This is a genomic window from Burkholderia sp. Ac-20384 (genome assembly GCF_017104605.1).
GTDB lineage: Bacteria > Pseudomonadota > Gammaproteobacteria > Burkholderiales > Burkholderiaceae > Burkholderia > Burkholderia lata.
Map to the genome: position 1 here is coordinate 1 of NZ_JAAGPE010000077.1, position 16,482 is coordinate 16,482.

A 16,482-nucleotide genomic window follows, 5' to 3' on the forward strand; every position below is an offset into this window, starting at 1 on the left:
TCGAGCGGCCCCGTGACGTTCGCGTGGCCCGCGCGCGGTCCCGTGTTGAACGGTTTCGACGACGCGAAGAACAAGGGCGTCAATATCGGCGGCACGGCCGGCGAGACCGTGAAGGCGGCGGCCGACGGCCGCGTCGTCTACTCCGGCAATGGTCTGCGCGGCTACGGCAACCTCATTATCATCAAGCACGATGCAACTTACCTCACGGCGTATGCACACAATCGCGCTTTGATGGTAAAAGAGGGGGACGCGGTAACGAAGGGGCAGAAGATCGCCGAGATGGGGAACAGCGATTCCGACCGCGTGATGCTGCATTTCGAGGTTCGCCGGCAGGGTAAACCTGTCGATCCGCTGAAGTATTTGCCGCCTCAATAACCGAGACGACCATGCCGAAATCGAAGCGCCACGAGCCGCAAGCCGAGTCTGAGAAAATCAGTCGAGCCACGCAAGCATCGGTGGGGCGAGCTGGTGCTTCGACGGACGACGAAGACGACGTCGCGGACAACGAGCGTGACCTCGAGGCACGCGACTCTGACGCGGAAGGTGGCGACGACGAGCGCGAAGGCCGTGCCGAGGCGGCGCCCGACGTTGACGATTTCCGCACGATGCTGCAGGCCGAACTCACGGCCGACACCATCCAGCATTACCTGAACCGCATCAGCGTGAAGCCGCTGCTCACCGTCGAGGAGGAGCAGCGTTATTCGCGTCTGGCCAAGGCTGGCGAATTCGAGGCGCGGCAGGTGATGATCGAGCGCAACCTGCGCCTCGTCGTCAGCATCGCGAAGGGGTATCTGAACCGTGGCGTGCCGCTGCTCGACCTGATCGAGGAAGGCAACCTCGGCCTGATGCATGCGATCGAGAAATTCGACCCGACGCGCGGCTTCCGTTTCTCGACCTACGCGACGTGGTGGATCCGGCAGAGCATCGAACGGGCGATCATGAACCAGGCCCGCACGGTGCGTCTGCCCGTGCACGTGATCCGCGAGCTGAACCAGGTGCTGCGCGCGAAGCGCCACCTCGAAAAGAACTCGATGTCGACGGGCGAGGCGGCCGAGCGCCGCGAAGCCAGCATCGACGACATCGCCTATCTCACCGGCAAGACCGCCGAGGAAGTCACCGACATCCTCGCGCTCAACGAGCACACGGCGTCGCTCGACGCGCCGCTGGACCTCGATCCCGCGAGCAGCCTGCTCGACCTGCTGCCCGACGACCAGAGCCAGTCGCCTGACGCCGAGGTGCAGCACCGCGAGCTCGAGACGCTGACGCGCGCGTGGCTGTCGCGGCTGTCCGACAAGCACCGGCACGTGATCGAGCGCCGCTTCGGCCTGAATCACATCGAACCGGCGACGCTCGAGGAGCTGGCCGACGAGATGGGGCTCACGCGCGAGCGCGTGCGCCAGATCCAGCAGGAAGCGCTGGTGCGCCTCAAGCGGTTTTTCGCCTCCAACGGTGTGCGCAAGGACGCCGTTCTGTAACTGATGACTCCGATTCTTGTTTTTGACATCGAGACCATTCCCGATGTCGACGGCATTCGCCGTCTGGAAGACCTGCCCGCGACGCTCGACGATGCCGCGGTGGCCGAACATGCGTTCGCCGCCCGCCGCGAGAAGACCGGCAGCGATTTCCTGCCGCACCACCTGCAGCGCATCGCGGCGATCTCGTGCGTGTTTCGCGACAACAACGGGTTTCGCGTGCGTTCGCTCGGCACGCCGCAGGACAACGAAGCGACGCTGATCCAGTCGTTCTACCGCGTGATCGAGAAATACACGCCGCAGCTCGTGTCGTGGAACGGTGGCGGCTTCGATCTGCCGGTGCTCCATTACCGCGCGCTCGTGCACGGCGTCCCCGCGTCCCGTTACTGGGATCTCGGCGAGGACGACCGCGATTTCAAGTGGAACAACTACATCTCGCGCTACCACTCGCGGCATACCGACCTGATGGATGTGCTCGCGATGTATCAGGCGCGTGCGAATGCGCCGCTCGACGCGCTCGCGAAGATGTGCGGCTTTCCGGGCAAGCTCGGGATGGACGGCAGCCAGGTGTGGCCGGCGTTCCAGGCCGGTCGGATCGAGGAAATCCGCAACTATTGCGAAACCGACGTCGTCAATACCTACCTGCTGTATTGCCGGTTCCAGTTGATGCGCGGCGGCCTGACGCCGAGCGAGTATGCGGACGAGATCCTGCTCGTGAAGAACTCGCTCGCGCAGGAGCCTGCGTCGCACTGGGCCGAATACCTGGCCGGTTTCGACGCGTAGCGCGGGCGAGGTGCGCCACGGCCGGTGGCGCGATCATGCCAGTTCGAGCAGCACGGGCTGGTGATCCGACGCGCGCACATCGCCGTCGATCTCGCAGCGCGTGACGCGCGGCAGCAGCGTATCGGTCACGAACACGAAGTCGCATGCGAGCGGCCCCTCCGACCATTGCACCGTGTCGTAGACACCGGCCGTCGGCGGTGGCGTGCGGCCCGGGTGCCGTGCGACCCATGCGTCGACAAAGCGCGGCGCGTCTGCAATCGGCTCCAGGAATCGGCGATAGGCCTCGCTGCTGAACGCGCTGTTGAAGTCGCCACAGACGATCGCATCGCACGGCTGGCCGGTCGCGCTGAACGGCCCCTCGGCGGTTTCGGCAGGCGCCGGTCGTGCCGCATGCGCGCAGGCCTCGCGGTGCCGATCGCGCAGTGCGTCGACCTGGGCGAGCCGCTGGCGCGCCGAATAATATTCCAGATGCGTGGTGATTACCCGCAGTGGCCCGAAGGGCGCCTGCAGCTCGACGTCGAGCGCGACACGCGGCATCGACGGCGCGCCGGCGTCGGCTGGCCACGGCAGCAACTGGCGGAGCACGCGCCCGACTGGCAGCCGCGTCGCGATCGCATTGCCGAACTGACGGCGCGGTGCCCCCGTTTCGATCGGTGGCAAGTCGGCACCGATCGCTTCGAGGATCGCATATCCGGGCAGCAGCGCCGCGAGTTCGGCGAACTGGTCGGCGCCGGGCCGGCCGGGCAGTGCGCCGAAGCCGCGCGTGACCTCCTGCAGGCACAACACGTCGAAGTCGCCGAGCGCGCGGATCGCCGCGACGGTGCGCGAAAGATCGACGGCGCCGTCCGCGTCCCGACCCCATTGGATGTTCCAGTCGATCAGTCGCAAGGTTGAATCTCCTGTCGGGCGGGTTTCGGGTCTGGGGCCGCTCCCGGATCGGCTCCACGGGAACACCCGGTCGCGGTGCTCCGCGGCCGCCTGTGTGGCCGCTCCGGCGCAATGTCGGGCCGTCTATGCTCAAGTATCGACGCTTGCCGCATGCAAAGCGGGCGATGCGGGCCTTCGTCGTCTACAATCTCGCCTTCTTCAACGTTTGTCAGGAAAAGCTGGTGTCCGAAGCCGTCCCCACTTCTGCGCGCAAATCTAGAAATGCGCCCGTCGCGCCCGGGCCCGCCCCGGTTCTCGAGATCGAATCGCTCGACATGGAAGCGCGCGGTGTCGGTCGCACGATCACCGAGGACGGCGAGCCTGGCAAGGTCATCTTCGTCGAAGGCGCGCTGCCGGGCGAACGCGTGACCTATTCGAGCTTCCGCCGCAAGCCGAGCTACGAGCAGGCGACGGTCGTCGACATTCTGCGCCCGAGCGTGATGCGCACGAAGCCGAAATGCGCGTTCTTCGGCACCTGCGGCGGTTGCTCGATGCAGCACCTCGACATGCGTGCACAGGTGGCGGTCAAGCAGCGCGTGCTCGAAGACAACCTTTGGCACCTGGCGAAGCTGCGCGCGGAAACGATGTTCGCGCCGATCCACGGCCCGTCGTGGGGCTATCGCTACCGCGCACGCCTGACCGTGCGCAACGTCGCGAAGAAGGGCGGCGTGCTGGTCGGGTTCCACGAGAAGAAGAGCAGCTACGTCGCCGACATGACGAGCTGCGAAGTGCTGCCGCCGCACGTGTCGGCGATGCTCGTGCCGCTGCGCCGGCTCGTCGAGGGGCTGTCGATCCGCGATCGGATGCCGCAGATCGAACTCGCGGTCGGTTCGGAAGTCACGGCGCTCGTGCTGCGCGTGCTGGAGCCGATCAACGCGGACGACGAAGCGCTGCTGCGCGCGTTCGCTGACGAGCATAAAGTGCAGTTCTGGCTGCAGCCGAAAGGTCCGGACACGGTGGCGCCGTTCTATCCGCTGGACGTGTCGCTCGACTACACGCTGCCGGAATTCGGCATCCGCATGCCGTTCAAGCCGACCGACTTCACGCAGGTCAACCATCAGATCAACCGCGTGCTGGTAGGGCGCGCACTGCGTCTGCTCGCGCCGTCGCGCGACGACCGCGTGCTCGACCTGTTCTGCGGGATCGGCAACTTCACGCTGCCGCTCGCGCGACTGTCGCGCGAGGTGATGGGCATCGAAGGCAGCGACACGCTGACGACGCGCGCGCTGGCGAACGCGCGCGAGAACGGTGTCGACGGCCACACGACGTTCGCGTGCCGTAACCTGTTCGAGGTGACGGGCGACGACATCCGCGCGCTCGGCGCATTCGACAAGTTCCTGATCGACCCGCCGCGCGAAGGCGCGCTCGCGGTGTCGAAGGCGCTGGCCGAGATCGCGCAGAGCGGTGAAGGCCCGCTGCCGAAGCGTATCGTCTACGTGTCGTGCAACCCGTCGACGCTGGCGCGCGACGCGGGCCTGCTCGTGCACGAGGCCGGCTACCGCCTGAAGGGCGCTGGTGTCGTGAACATGTTCCCGAATACGTCGCACGTCGAATCGATCGCACTGTTCGAGCGCGACTGAGCCCAGGCGGCGGACGTAAAAAAACCGGCCCGCGGGCCGGTTTTTTCATGGGGTGAAACGAACGTCAGTTGCGGTTGCCGCCGAAGATGCCGAGCAGCGCGAGCAGGTTCGTGAACACGTTGTACAGGTCGAGGTAGATCGCGAGCGTGGCCGAGATGTAGTTCGTCTCGCCGCCGTTCACGACGCGCTGGACGTCGAACAGCATGTAGGCGGAGAAGATCGCGATCGCGAGCACCGACACGGTGAGCATCAGCGCCGGGAGTTGCAGGAAGATGTTCGCGACCGATGCGAGCAGGATCACGATCACGCCCATGAACAGCCACTTGCCGAGCCCCGAGAAGTCGCGCTTGCTGACGGTGGCGATCGTCGCCATCGTGGCGAAGATGATGCCGGTGCCGCCGAACGCGAGCATGATCAGCGACGGGCCGTTCGAGAAGCCGAGGATGAAGCTCAGCAGCCGCGACAGCATCAGGCCCATGAAGAACGTGAAGCCGAGCAGCACGAACACGCCGACCGAGCTGTTTTTGGTCCGCTCGATCGCGAACATGAAGCCGAACGCGATCGCGAAGAACGCGAGCAGGCTCATCATCGGGCTCGTGGCCGCGAACAGCGAGAAGCCCGTCGCGACGCCGACCCAGGCGCCAAGCACGGTCGGCACCATCGACAGCGCGAGCAGCCAGTACGTGTTCCGCAGCACGCGGTTGCGAACCTCGGCTGTGCTGACGGAACCGCCGCGGCCGAAATTGTACGGATAGTCGTTCATGGTTTCTCCTAACATTGAACGCATGGGCGTTCGGGGCCGGTTCGGCACACGCGGTGTGCGGCGCAGCAAACCGGAGCAGCTATGGCTAAGATACGTTCCGTGCCGGGAGGTTTCAATGGCCGGGCGGCACAAAACATTTGGATTCTGAACCTTTCATGCGTGTAAGGGTTCAATCGCAATGATACACGGGATCGTGCTACAATAGCGGATTCATTTGAACCTGTAACTTCTTAATTTTTTGGAGTTTTTATGGCAATCGAGCGCACCCTGTCGATCATCAAGCCGGATGCGGTGGCAAAGAACGTGATCGGCCAGATCTACAGCCGTTTCGAAGGCGCCGGCCTGAAGATCGTCGCATCGCGCATGGCACACCTGTCGCGTGCTGACGCAGAGAAGTTCTACGCGGTTCACGCAGCGCGTCCGTTCTTCAAGGACCTCGTCGATTTCATGATCTCGGGCCCGGTGATGATCCAGGTTCTGGAAGGTGAAGGCGCGATCCTGAAGAACCGCGACCTGATGGGCGCAACGGATCCGAAGAAGGCAGAAAAGGGCACGATCCGCGCCGATTTCGCCGACAGCATCGACGCGAACGCCGTGCACGGCTCGGACGCTGCTGAAACGGCAGCGGTCGAAGTCGCGTTCTTCTTCCCGGAAATGAACGTTTACTCGCGCTAAGCCCTGGCTGGCAGCAAGTAGGCAGGATTCAGCGCACGCGGCAAGGCAGCACATCATGACGAGCGAAACTACCGTCAATCTTCTCGACTTCGATGCCGAGGGTCTCGTCGCGTACTGCGGCAGCCTCGGCGAGAAGCCGTTCCGCGCCAAGCAGTTGCAGCGCTGGATCCATCAGTACAACGCTGGCGACTTCGACGGCATGACCGATCTCGCGAAGTCCTTGAGAGAGAAACTCAAGGGCCGCGCGTCGATCGGCATGCCCGAGATCGCCAGCGATCACGTTTCCACCGACGGCACGCGCAAGTGGCTGATCGACGTCGGAAACGGCAATGCGGTCGAAACCGTGTTCATCCCGGAAGAGACGCGCGGCACGCTGTGCGTGTCGTCGCAGGCCGGATGTGCGGTCAACTGCCGCTTCTGTTCGACGGGCAAGCAGGGCTTTTCCCGCAATCTGTCGACAGCCGAAATCATCGGCCAGCTACGGATGGCCGAATTTGCATTGCGAGCGTCACTGGGCCGCGCGCCCGGCCCGAACGGCAAGGCCGAACGGGTCGTCACCAACGTGGTGATGATGGGCATGGGCGAACCGCTGCTGAATTACAGCGCGGTCGTGCCGGCGATGCGGCTGATGCTCGACGACAACGCGTACGGCCTGTCGCGCCGCCGCGTCACGCTGTCGACGTCCGGCGTGGTGCCGATGATGGACCGCCTCGGTGCCGAGCTGCCGGTCGCGCTGGCCGTTTCGCTGCACGCGCCGAACGATCCGCTGCGCGACGAGCTGGTGCCGCTCAACAAGAAGTATCCGCTGCGCGAGCTGATGGCGGCTTGCCAGCGTTATCTGAAAGTCGCGCCGCGCGACTTCATTACTTTCGAATATTGCATGCTGGACGGCGTCAACGACACCGAAGCGCATGCGCGTGAACTGCTGGCCGTCACGCGCGACGTGCCGTGCAAGTTCAATCTGATCCCGTTCAATCCGTTTCCGGAATCGGGCCTCATCCGCTCGAAGCCGGAGCAGATCAAGCGTTTTGCACAGGTCCTCATCGACGCGGGTGTCGTCACGACCGTGCGCAAGACGCGCGGCGACGACATCGATGCCGCGTGCGGCCAGCTGGCCGGCGCAGTGAAGGACCGCACGCGCCTCGCGGAACGTACGGGCGCAGCAGGAAAAATCATCGAAGTTCGGGCGATTTGACAGGGACGCCTGGCCGGGGATGCTGGGACCTTTAAGCGGTACAACACGCGAATAGCGATCGGTCGCGGCGCATCGGCGTCGCGCATGGTATGGACAGTTGCGGGTGCCGGCCGGCGGGAACCGGCGGCGGCCCGCCAGTGAAGAAGAATCGACGCGAGGACAAGGATGAGTGAGCCGCAGCCGTCTAACGGCGCAGAGACGAATGGCGCGAAGCCGGCACCGGCAGGGTTGGAATCGCTTGCGGCAGTCGGCAGCCGACTGGCGCAGCTTCGGGAGACAAGGGGTTGGACCGTCGACGACGTGTCGGCGCGACTCAAGGTCGCACCGCAGAAGCTTCGGGCGCTCGAGGCCGGTGACATCAGCCATTTGCCCGGCGTGACGTTCGCGCTCGGCGTCGTGCGCAGCTACGCGAAGATGCTCGGCGTCGATCCGGAACCGTTCGCGCAGGCGTTGCGCCGTGAGCGCGGGGTGCCGGAAGTCGACCTGTCGATGCCCGCGTCGTCGGGAACGGATCTGCCGCGCGGCCGCGTGTCGATTCCGCTGGGCGGATCGTCGCGCCATCACCCGTGGCTGTGGGGTACGGGGATCGTCGTCGTCGCGGTGGTTGCGGTACTGATGTGGCACACTGGCGGCGATTCGTCGAGCCTGCTCGCGCGCTTCAAGAGCGGCGACGCGGAGCATGCGTCGGCCGCGAGCGTGCCGGCGGCAGCATCGTCGTCGTCCGTCGAAGAGGCGGCCTCGGGCGGTGCGTCTGCCGTGGTCGCGAATGAGGTTCCGGCCCCGGCTGTTGCGTCTGCAGCGCCGGCGCCGGCAGTTGCATCGGCTGTTCGGGCGCCTGCGCCCGTGGCGCCGGTCGTGACGGCGGCGGCTTCGCAGCCTGTCGTGGCAACGACGGCGGCCAGCGCCGCCGCACCGGCACAGCCGGCGAGCGTCGTGGTCGCGGCCGGCCAGTCGATGGTGGAACTGAAGGTCAAGCAGGACAGCTGGTTCAGCGTGCGCGACAAGAACGGCAAGGAGCTGTTCTCCGGGCTGGTGCACAGCAGCGAGGCGAAGCAGGTCGCCGGCGACGGCCCGTTCAAGGTCACGATCGGCAACAAGGCGGGCCTCGACGCGATCGCGTTCGACGGAAAACCTGTCGATCCGGCAAAATATTCGGCAGCGCGGGGTAATGTGGCGCGGTTCACGTTGCCCTGACGTCAAGCGCCGTGGCGAAGGTCTGTCGTCGATATCGGCAGGCCGTGAGGACACGGCGCTTTTTCAATTCATGCGCCGCGTCGCGGCGCATTCCGCGTAAATGGATCTATCGATGCAATCCGAAGCTCAATCCCCACGCAGCAGTCAGATTTGTTCAACCGAGCCGGTGTTCGGCGGGCATCAGCCGCGCCGTGTATCGCATGCGGTGGATGTCCGCTGGGGCGGGCAGCTCGTGACGATCGGCGGCGACGCGCCGGTGCGCGTGCAGTCGATGACGAATACCGACACGGCCGACGCGATCGGCACGGCCATCCAGATCAAGGAACTCGCAAACGCGGGCTCCGAACTGGTGCGCATTACGGTCAACACGCCCGAGGCCGCGGCCGCCGTGCCGGCGATCCGCGAGCAGCTCGACCGCATGGGTGTGACCGTGCCGCTCGTCGGCGATTTCCACTACAACGGCCACCTGCTGCTGCGTGACTACCCGGGCTGCGCCGAGTCGCTGTCGAAGTACCGGATCAACCCGGGCAACGTCGGCCAGGGCGCGAAGCGCGATACGCAGTTCGCGCAGATGATCGAGGCCGCGGCCAAGTACGACAAGCCGGTGCGGATCGGCGTGAACTGGGGCAGTCTCGACCAGGATCTGCTCGCGCGCATGATGGACGAGAACGGTGCGCGTTCGCAGCCGTGGGATGCGCAGAGCGTGATGTACGAGGCGCTGATCCAGTCGGCGATCGGCTCGGCCGAGCGTGCGGTCGAACTGGGCCTCGGCCGCGACCGCATCATTCTGTCGTGCAAGGTCAGCGGCGTGCAGGACCTGATCGCCGTGTACCGCGAACTCAGCCGCCGCTGCGGCTTCGCGCTGCACCTCGGGCTGACCGAGGCCGGCATGGGCTCGAAGGGCATCGTCGCGTCGACGGCTGCACTCGGCGTGCTGCTGCAGGAAGGGATCGGCGACACGATCCGCATCTCGCTGACGCCGGAGCCGGGCGCGTCGCGCACGGGCGAGGTGATCGTCGGCCAGGAAATCCTGCAGACGATGGGCCTGCGCTCGTTCGCACCGATGGTGATCGCGTGCCCGGGCTGTGGCCGTACGACGAGCACGCTGTTCCAGGAACTCGCGATGCAGATCCAGACCTACCTGCGCGAGCAGATGCCGGTCTGGCGCAAGGAGTATCCGGGCGTCGAGAAAATGAACGTCGCGGTGATGGGCTGCATCGTCAACGGCCCGGGCGAATCGAAGCACGCGAACATCGGCATCAGCCTGCCGGGCTCGGGCGAGAACCCGGCCGCGCCTGTCTTCATCGACGGCGAGAAGGTCAAGACGCTGCGCGGCGAGCGGATCGCCGAGGAGTTCCAGCAGATCGTCAGCGACTACGTCGAACGCAACTACGGCCGCGCTGAGGCCACGAACTAATTCGTCCACACACACGATGACTGAACAAAAACGCAAGATCGAGAAGCTCACCGGCGTCAAGGGCATGAACGACATCCTTCCGCAGGATGCCGGCCTTTGGGAGTTCTTCGAAGCTACGGTGAAATCGCTGCTGCGCGCATACGGTTACCAGAACATCCGCACGCCGATCGTCGAGCACACGCAGCTCTTCACGCGCGGCATCGGTGAGGTCACCGACATCGTCGAAAAAGAGATGTACAGCTTCACCGACGCGCTGAACGGCGAGAACCTGACGATGCGCCCGGAAAATACCGCGGCCGTCGTGCGCGCGTCGATCGAGCACAACATGCTGTACGACGGCCCGAAGCGCCTGTGGTACATCGGCCCGATGTTCCGTCACGAGCGTCCGCAGCGCGGCCGCTATCGCCAGTTCCACCAGGTCGGTGTCGAGGCGCTCGGCTTCGCGGGTCCTGATGCGGATGCCGAGATCATCATGATGTGCCAGCGCCTGTGGGACGACCTCGGTCTGACCGGCATCAAGCTCGAGATCAACTCGCTCGGCCTCGCCGAAGAGCGTGCCGCGCATCGCGTCGAACTGATCAAGTACCTCGAGCAGTTTGCCGACGTGCTCGACGAGGATGCGAAGCGCCGCCTGTATACGAACCCGCTGCGCGTGCTCGACACGAAGAACCCCGCGCTGCAGGAAATCGCGCAGAACGCGCCGAAGCTGATCGACTTCCTCGGCGACGAGTCGCGCGCGCACTTCGAAGGGCTGCAGCGCCTGCTGCTCGCGAACAACATTCCGTTCAAGATCAACCCGCGTCTCGTGCGTGGCCTGGACTATTACAACCTGACCGTGTTCGAGTGGGTGACCGACAAGCTCGGCGCGCAGGGCACCGTCGCAGCCGGTGGCCGCTACGATCCGCTGATCGAGCAGCTCGGCGGCAAGCCGACCGCCGCGTGCGGCTGGGCAATGGGCATCGAGCGGATCCTCGAACTGCTGAAGGAAGACGACCTCGCTCCCGAGCAGGAAGGCGTCGACGTATACGTCGTGCATCAGGGCGAGACCGCGCGCGAACAGGCGTTCATCGCGGCCGAGCGCCTGCGCGATACGGGCCTCGACGTGATCTTCCACTGCAGCGCCGACGGCGCGCCGGCGAGCTTCAAGTCGCAAATGAAACGGGCCGACGCAAGCGGCGCCGCGTTCGCGGTGATCTTCGGTGAAGAAGAGGTTGCAAACGGCACGGTGGGCGTGAAAGCGCTGCGCGGTGCGGGCGGAGACGGGGAAAAGAACGTTCAGCAGACCGTACCGGTCGAAGGCTTGACCGAATTCCTAATCAATGCGATGGTTGCATCCGCCGAAGACGGCGACGACTGATCGCGCTGGCATCCGCTCGACAAAAACGGCCTGAACAGGAAGGAATCGCTCGCCGATGAGTTATCACGACGAACAAGAATCGATTGAAAGTCTCAAGGCGTGGTGGGCCCGCTGGGGCAACCTCACCACGTGGATCGTGCTCGCGGCGCTCGTCGTCGCGGCCGGTTTCAACGGCTGGAACTACTGGCAGCGCCGTCAGGCTGCCGAGGCGTCCGGGCTGTACGAACAGGTCCAGAAGGCCGCCGCCGCGAACGACAAGGCGACGATGGCTCGCGCGGCCGCCGACATGGAAGACAAGTTCGGCAGCACGCCGTATGCGCAGATGGCCGCACTTTCCGCTGCGAAGACGCTGTACGCAGCCGGCGACTCGGCCGGTGCGAAGGCGCAGCTGCAATGGGCCGTCGATCACGCCAAGGATGACGAGTACAAGCAGATCGCGAAGCTGCGTCTCGCGTCGCTGCTGCTCGACGAGAAGGCGTACGATGCGGGCCTCGCGCTGCTGTCGGGTACGCCTGTCGATGCATTCAAGGGCCTCGTGGCCGATCGCCGCGGCGATTTGCTTGCCGCGCAAGGCAAGACCGACGATGCGCGTGCGGCTTACAAGCTTGCGCTCGACGGCCTGTCGAAGGACGACCAGTCTGCGCGCCAGCTCGTGCAGTTCAAGCTGGACGCGCTCGGCGGCTGAACCCCGGTCCCCTCAACCTCTTAACTCTGCTTCGCTAACCGATGAATTTGCTGAAACGTTACGCTGTGCCCGTTGCCTGCGCGGCGGCTGTCCTCGCACTGGCGGCCTGCTCGTCGTCGAAGGACGCGCGCCGCGTGCCGACGCCGCTCACCGAGTTCAAGCCCGTGATGGACGTGCAACAGGTCTGGAAGGCGAGCGTCGGCAAGGGCGGGCGCTACCTGTTCTCGCCGGTGGCCGTGGGCGACGCCGTCTATGCAGCGGGCGAAAACGGTTCGGTCGAGAAGATCGACGCGAAGACGGGCCAGACGCTCTGGCGCGCGAAGGTCGGCTCCGACCTGTCGGCCGGTGTCGGCAGCGACGGCAACCTGACCGCGGTCGGCGCGTTGAAGGGCGGCGTGTTCGTGCTGGGCCCGGACGGCAAGCCACTGTGGAACACCAGCGTGCAGGGCGAGATCTTCTCGCCGCCGCTCGTGGGCAACGGCCTCGTGGTCGTCCGCACGATCGACGGCCAGGTGATCGCGTTCAACGCGCAGACGGGCGAGCAGAAGTGGAACTACCGCAACCGCGCGGTGCCGCTGAACCTGCGCGTGTCGGCCGGCATGACGTTCGCGGGTGACGCAGCGGTGCTGGCGGGCTTCCCCGGCGGCGGGCTGGTCGCAATCAACCTGCAGACGGGCGAGCCGTTCTGGCAGACGCCGGTGTCGTTCCCGAAGGGCGTGACCGAGGTCGAGCGCATCAACGACGTCAGCGGTCCGCCGACGCTCGTGGGCGCGGAAGCCTGCGCGGTGACGTTCCAGGGTCAGCTGGGCTGCTTCGATGCGAACTCGGGCCGCCCGCTGTGGGAAAAGGCGTTCTCGAGCCGCAGCGGTCTCGCGCAGGATGATTCGGTGGTCGCCGGCGGCGACGACTGGTCGGTCGTGACGGCGTACGACGCCGCTTCGGGCAACCAGCTGTGGCGCAACGACAAGCTGAAGAGCCGTGACGTCGGCGTGCCGTATCTGCTCGGGCACGCGGTCGTGATGGGCGATTACAAGGGCTTCGTGCACTTCCTGTCGCGCGAAGACGGCAGCTTCATCGCACGGATGAAGACCGACGGCAGCGCGATTACGGCGGCGCCGGTCCTCGCGGGCAATACGCTCGTCGTGCAGACGAAGGACGGCGGCCTGTACGGATTCCGTCCGCGCTGACGCGCAGGAAACATGCACGGCCGCGGCGCGACGGGCTTGTCCCGCGCGCCGCGGCCGCGCGACTTGAAGGCGGCCGGTGCTCCCGGCCGCTCGGTATTTGAAAGGCAGTTCGAGACGAAAGACGATGGCGCGCAACGCGCGCCAGGCGCGCGCATCCGGCGCGGCGCGAATTCGTGATATTTTCATTCAGCGCAGCCGCCCGCAGCAGCGGGCCTCCCGCTGCTGCGCATCACCGTAGAAAACACAGATGAAACCGGTCATTGCCCTTGTTGGGCGCCCCAATGTGGGGAAATCCACGCTGTTCAACCGGCTCACGCGCTCGCGTGATGCGCTGGTCGCCGACTTGCCAGGCCTGACGCGCGATCGCCATTACGGCGAAGGGCGTGTCGGCGAGCGGCCTTACCTCGTCGTCGATACGGGCGGCTTCGAGCCCGTCGCGAAGGACGGCATCCTGCACGAGATGGCGCGCCAGACGCGGCAGGCCGTCGAGGAAGCCGACGTCGTCGTGTTCATTGTCGACGGCCGTAACGGACTCGCGCCGCAGGACAAGTCGATCGCCGACTACCTGCGCAAGACCGGCCGGCCGATCTTCCTCGTCGTCAACAAGGCCGAGGGGATGAAGTACACGGCGGTCGCGACGGACTTCTACGAGCTCGGGCTCGGCGACCCGCGTGCGATCTCCGCCGCGCACGGCGATGGCGTGACCGACATGATCAACGAGGCGCTGGAAGTCGCGTACGCCGGTCAGCCGGAGGAAGCGGACGAGGACGACCCGTCGCGCGGCATCAAGATCGCGATCGTCGGCCGTCCGAACGTCGGCAAGTCGACGCTCGTGAACGCGCTGATCGGTGAAGATCGCGTGATCGCATTCGACATGCCGGGCACGACGCGCGATTCGATCTACGTCGACTTCGAGCGTAACGGCAAGAAATACACGCTGATCGACACGGCCGGCCTGCGTCGTCGTGGCAAGGTGTTCGAGGCGATCGAGAAATTCTCGGTCGTGAAGACGCTGCAGTCGATCTCCGATGCGAACGTCGTCATTCTTCTGCTGGATGCGCAGCAGGACATTTCCGACCAGGACGCACACATCGCCGGCTTCGTCGTCGAACAGGGCCGCGCGCTCGTGATCGGCGTCAACAAGTGGGACGGCCTCGACGAGCATGCGCGTGATCGCGCGAAAGCGGATTTGACCCGCAAGCTGAAATTCCTCGACTTCGCGAAATCGCATTACATTTCGGCCGCGAAGAAGACCGGCATCGGCGCGCTGATGCGCTCGGTTGACGACGCATACGCGGCGGCAATGGCGAAGCTGCCGACGCCGAAGCTCACGCGCGCGCTGATCGAGGCCGTCGAGTTCCAGCAGCCGCGCCGTCGCGGCCCGGTGCGTCCGAAGCTGCGCTACGCGCACCAGGGCGGCCAGAATCCGCCGTTGATTGTCATCCACGGTAACGCGCTCGATGCGGTGACCGAAACGTACAAGCGTTACCTGGAAAACCGGTTCCGCGAAACTTTCTCACTGACAGGGACTCCATTGCGCATAGAGTTCCGTTCGTCGAACAATCCGTACGCGGACAAGACCTGAAGACGTCTGTTACACGCGTCACGCAAGGGGTTGGCCGCAAGGCCTATGCCCCGGGCGGGCCAGGCAAAATCGGCTATAGTGTAGCGATTGGCGCCGGATCTCTTTTTCTTCGCCGCCAGTCCAGATCAACCTGCAAAAAAAGATGGAGTACGCCATGAGCAACAAAGGGCAATTGTTACAAGACCCGTTTTTGAACGCACTGCGCAAAGAGCACGTTCCCGTTTCGATCTACCTCGTCAATGGCATCAAGCTGCAAGGGAACATTGAATCGTTCGACCAGTACGTCGTGTTGCTCCGTAATACGGTGACCCAGATGGTGTACAAGCACGCCATCTCGACGGTCGTGCCGGCGCGCCCGGTGAATTTCCACCCGGACGCGGAAGCCTCGTCCTAACCTATCGCAGCGGCCGGCATCCGGTCGCCGCGAGCGACCGATGCCAGCCGCCTTATCTTGACACCTGAAAATTTGATCAACGCAGCGCTCGTCGGCATCGATTTCGGCAAGACCGATTTCGAAGCCAGTCTCGAAGAACTCAGTCTTCTCGCCTCCAGCGCGGGGGCCCGTCCCGCAGTCACCCTCACGGGTCGTCGCTCCAGTCCCGATGCCAAGATGTTCATCGGCAGCGGCAAAGCCGAAGAACTCCGGCTCGCCTGCGACGCGCACAACGTCGAAATCGTCATCTTCAACCACGCATTGGCGCCCGCCCAGCAACGTAATCTGGAGCAGGCACTTAACAGGCGCGTGGTCGATCGCACCAGCCTCATCCTCGACATCTTTGCACAGCGTGCCCGCAGCCACGAAGGCAAGCTGCAGGTCGAACTCGCGCAGCTTCAGTACCTGTCGACGCGGCTCATTCGCGCGTGGACCCACCTTGAACGGCAGAAGGGTGGTATCGGCCTGCGCGGCCCGGGTGAAACCCAGCTCGAAACCGACCGCCGGCTGATCGGCGAACGCATCAAGATGCTGAAGTCGCGGCTCGACCGGCTGCGCCGGCAACACAGCACGCAACGCCGCCAGCGCGCGCGCAGCGGCACGATGTCGGTGTCGCTCGTCGGCTATACGAACGCGGGCAAGTCGACGCTGTTCAACGCGCTGACGAAAGCGCAGGCCTACGCGGCCGACCAGCTGTTCGCCACGCTCGATACGACGTCACGGCGCGTGTACCTCGGCGACGAAGTGGGCCAGATCGTCGTGTCGGATACGGTCGGCTTCATCCGCGAGTTGCCTCACCAGCTGGTCGCCGCATTCCGTGCGACCCTCGAGGAAACGATCCACGCGGATCTGCTGCTGCACGTGGTCGATGCGTCGAGCGCGGTCAGGCTCGAGCAGATCGAGCAGGTCAATGGCGTGCTGCACGAGATCGGCGCGGACACGATCCGGCAGGTGCTGGTGTTCAACAAGATCGATGCCGTGCCTGAGCTGGCGGCCCGCGGCGACGCGGTCGAGCGGGACGAGTATGGTAATATTTCGCGCGTCTTTTTGAGCGCGCGCACCGGTCAGGGTCTTGACACGTTGCGTGCCGCCATCGCCGAAATCGCCTCCGCGGAACACCTTTCCAGCGCGACGTTACCCAACGGCGCGCTCGACGGCGCTCCCGCTGAACCACACGAAGACCACACGATTTCCGAACACGGGCGCTAACCGGTCCCGGCCGGTTCGCC

At 65.1% G+C, this 16,482-nt stretch carries 16 protein-coding genes; 14 read left to right on the plus strand and 2 right to left on the minus strand.

What is annotated here, in order from left to right; genetic code table 11:
* From G3O00_RS17180 to G3O00_RS17190, 3 genes are all read left to right on the plus strand, one after another.
* A partial coding sequence (locus G3O00_RS17180) for a peptidoglycan DD-metalloendopeptidase family protein (RefSeq protein WP_206143719.1) occupies positions 1-375 on the plus strand: 375 nt, incomplete at its 5' end.
* 11 nt (positions 376-386) lie between these two features.
* Entirely contained in the window at positions 387-1,475 is a 1,089-nt protein-coding gene (gene rpoS / locus G3O00_RS17185; protein ID WP_174930875.1) for an RNA polymerase sigma factor RpoS, read from the plus strand.
* 3 nt (positions 1,476-1,478) lie between these two features.
* The gene (locus G3O00_RS17190; RefSeq protein WP_011352269.1) at positions 1,479-2,255 is read left to right on the plus strand and encodes a 3'-5' exonuclease; all 777 of its coding nucleotides are present in this window, start codon (positions 1,479-1,481) and stop codon (positions 2,253-2,255) included.
* Between the two features lie 33 nt (positions 2,256-2,288).
* Here the strand turns inward: G3O00_RS17190 and G3O00_RS17195 are convergent, their stop codons facing one another.
* On the minus strand, positions 2,289-3,143 hold the full coding sequence (locus G3O00_RS17195; protein ID WP_206143720.1) for an endonuclease/exonuclease/phosphatase family protein: 855 nt from the start codon (positions 3,141-3,143) through the stop codon (positions 2,289-2,291).
* A 221-nt stretch (positions 3,144-3,364) separates the two neighbouring features.
* Here G3O00_RS17195 and rlmD point away from each other — a divergent pair, with 221 nt between their 5' ends.
* Positions 3,365-4,762, plus strand: coding sequence for a 23S rRNA (uracil(1939)-C(5))-methyltransferase RlmD (gene rlmD, locus G3O00_RS17200; RefSeq protein WP_011352267.1), 1,398 nt, complete (start codon positions 3,365-3,367; stop codon positions 4,760-4,762).
* Between the two features lie 64 nt (positions 4,763-4,826).
* On the opposite strand, the gene G3O00_RS17205 is transcribed toward rlmD, so the two are convergent.
* A complete protein-coding gene (locus G3O00_RS17205; protein WP_011352266.1) occupies positions 4,827-5,525 on the minus strand; it encodes a Bax inhibitor-1/YccA family protein in 699 nt (232 codons plus the stop codon).
* A gap of 249 nt (positions 5,526-5,774) precedes the next feature.
* On the opposite strand from G3O00_RS17205, the gene ndk reads away from it, so the two are divergent.
* The 10 genes from ndk (at position 5,775) to hflX (ending at position 16,462) form a co-directional block, all read left to right on the plus strand.
* Positions 5,775-6,200 carry a nucleoside-diphosphate kinase gene (gene ndk / locus G3O00_RS17210; RefSeq protein ID WP_011352265.1) on the plus strand — a complete coding sequence of 142 codons (426 nt, stop codon included), beginning with the start codon at positions 5,775-5,777 and terminating at the stop codon, positions 6,198-6,200.
* Positions 6,201-6,255: 55 nt separating this feature from the next.
* Positions 6,256-7,395: a 23S rRNA (adenine(2503)-C(2))-methyltransferase RlmN gene (gene rlmN, locus G3O00_RS17215; protein WP_011352264.1), complete on the plus strand. Its 1,140-nt coding sequence runs from the start codon at positions 6,256-6,258 to the stop codon at positions 7,393-7,395.
* Positions 7,396-7,560: 165 nt separating this feature from the next.
* Positions 7,561-8,589 (plus strand): helix-turn-helix domain-containing protein, encoded by a 1,029-nt coding sequence (locus tag G3O00_RS17220; RefSeq protein ID WP_206143721.1) that lies wholly within the window; start codon positions 7,561-7,563, stop codon positions 8,587-8,589.
* Between the two features lie 112 nt (positions 8,590-8,701).
* Positions 8,702-10,006: a flavodoxin-dependent (E)-4-hydroxy-3-methylbut-2-enyl-diphosphate synthase gene (gene ispG, locus G3O00_RS17225; RefSeq protein WP_089494984.1), complete on the plus strand. Its 1,305-nt coding sequence runs from the start codon at positions 8,702-8,704 to the stop codon at positions 10,004-10,006.
* 16 nt (positions 10,007-10,022) lie between these two features.
* Positions 10,023-11,363, plus strand: a complete 1,341-nt coding sequence (gene hisS, locus G3O00_RS17230) for a histidine--tRNA ligase (RefSeq protein ID WP_011352261.1) — start codon at positions 10,023-10,025, stop codon at positions 11,361-11,363.
* Positions 11,364-11,418: 55 nt separating this feature from the next.
* Positions 11,419-12,048 carry a tetratricopeptide repeat protein gene (locus tag G3O00_RS17235; protein WP_011352260.1) on the plus strand — a complete coding sequence of 210 codons (630 nt, stop codon included), beginning with the start codon at positions 11,419-11,421 and terminating at the stop codon, positions 12,046-12,048.
* A 41-nt stretch (positions 12,049-12,089) separates the two neighbouring features.
* On the plus strand, positions 12,090-13,235 hold the full coding sequence (bamB, locus tag G3O00_RS17240) for an outer membrane protein assembly factor BamB (RefSeq protein WP_011352259.1): 1,146 nt from the start codon (positions 12,090-12,092) through the stop codon (positions 13,233-13,235).
* Positions 13,236-13,482: 247 nt separating this feature from the next.
* Complete coding sequence (gene der / locus G3O00_RS17245; RefSeq protein WP_206143722.1) at positions 13,483-14,820, plus strand: ribosome biogenesis GTPase Der; 1,338 nt, start codon at positions 13,483-13,485, stop codon at positions 14,818-14,820.
* A 154-nt stretch (positions 14,821-14,974) separates the two neighbouring features.
* Positions 14,975-15,214, plus strand: a complete 240-nt coding sequence (gene hfq, locus G3O00_RS17250) for an RNA chaperone Hfq (protein WP_006399927.1) — start codon at positions 14,975-14,977, stop codon at positions 15,212-15,214.
* Positions 15,215-15,286: 72 nt separating this feature from the next.
* Positions 15,287-16,462, plus strand: a complete 1,176-nt coding sequence (hflX, locus tag G3O00_RS17255) for a GTPase HflX (RefSeq protein ID WP_171026909.1) — start codon at positions 15,287-15,289, stop codon at positions 16,460-16,462.
* Positions 16,463-16,482: the final 20 nt, after the last annotated feature.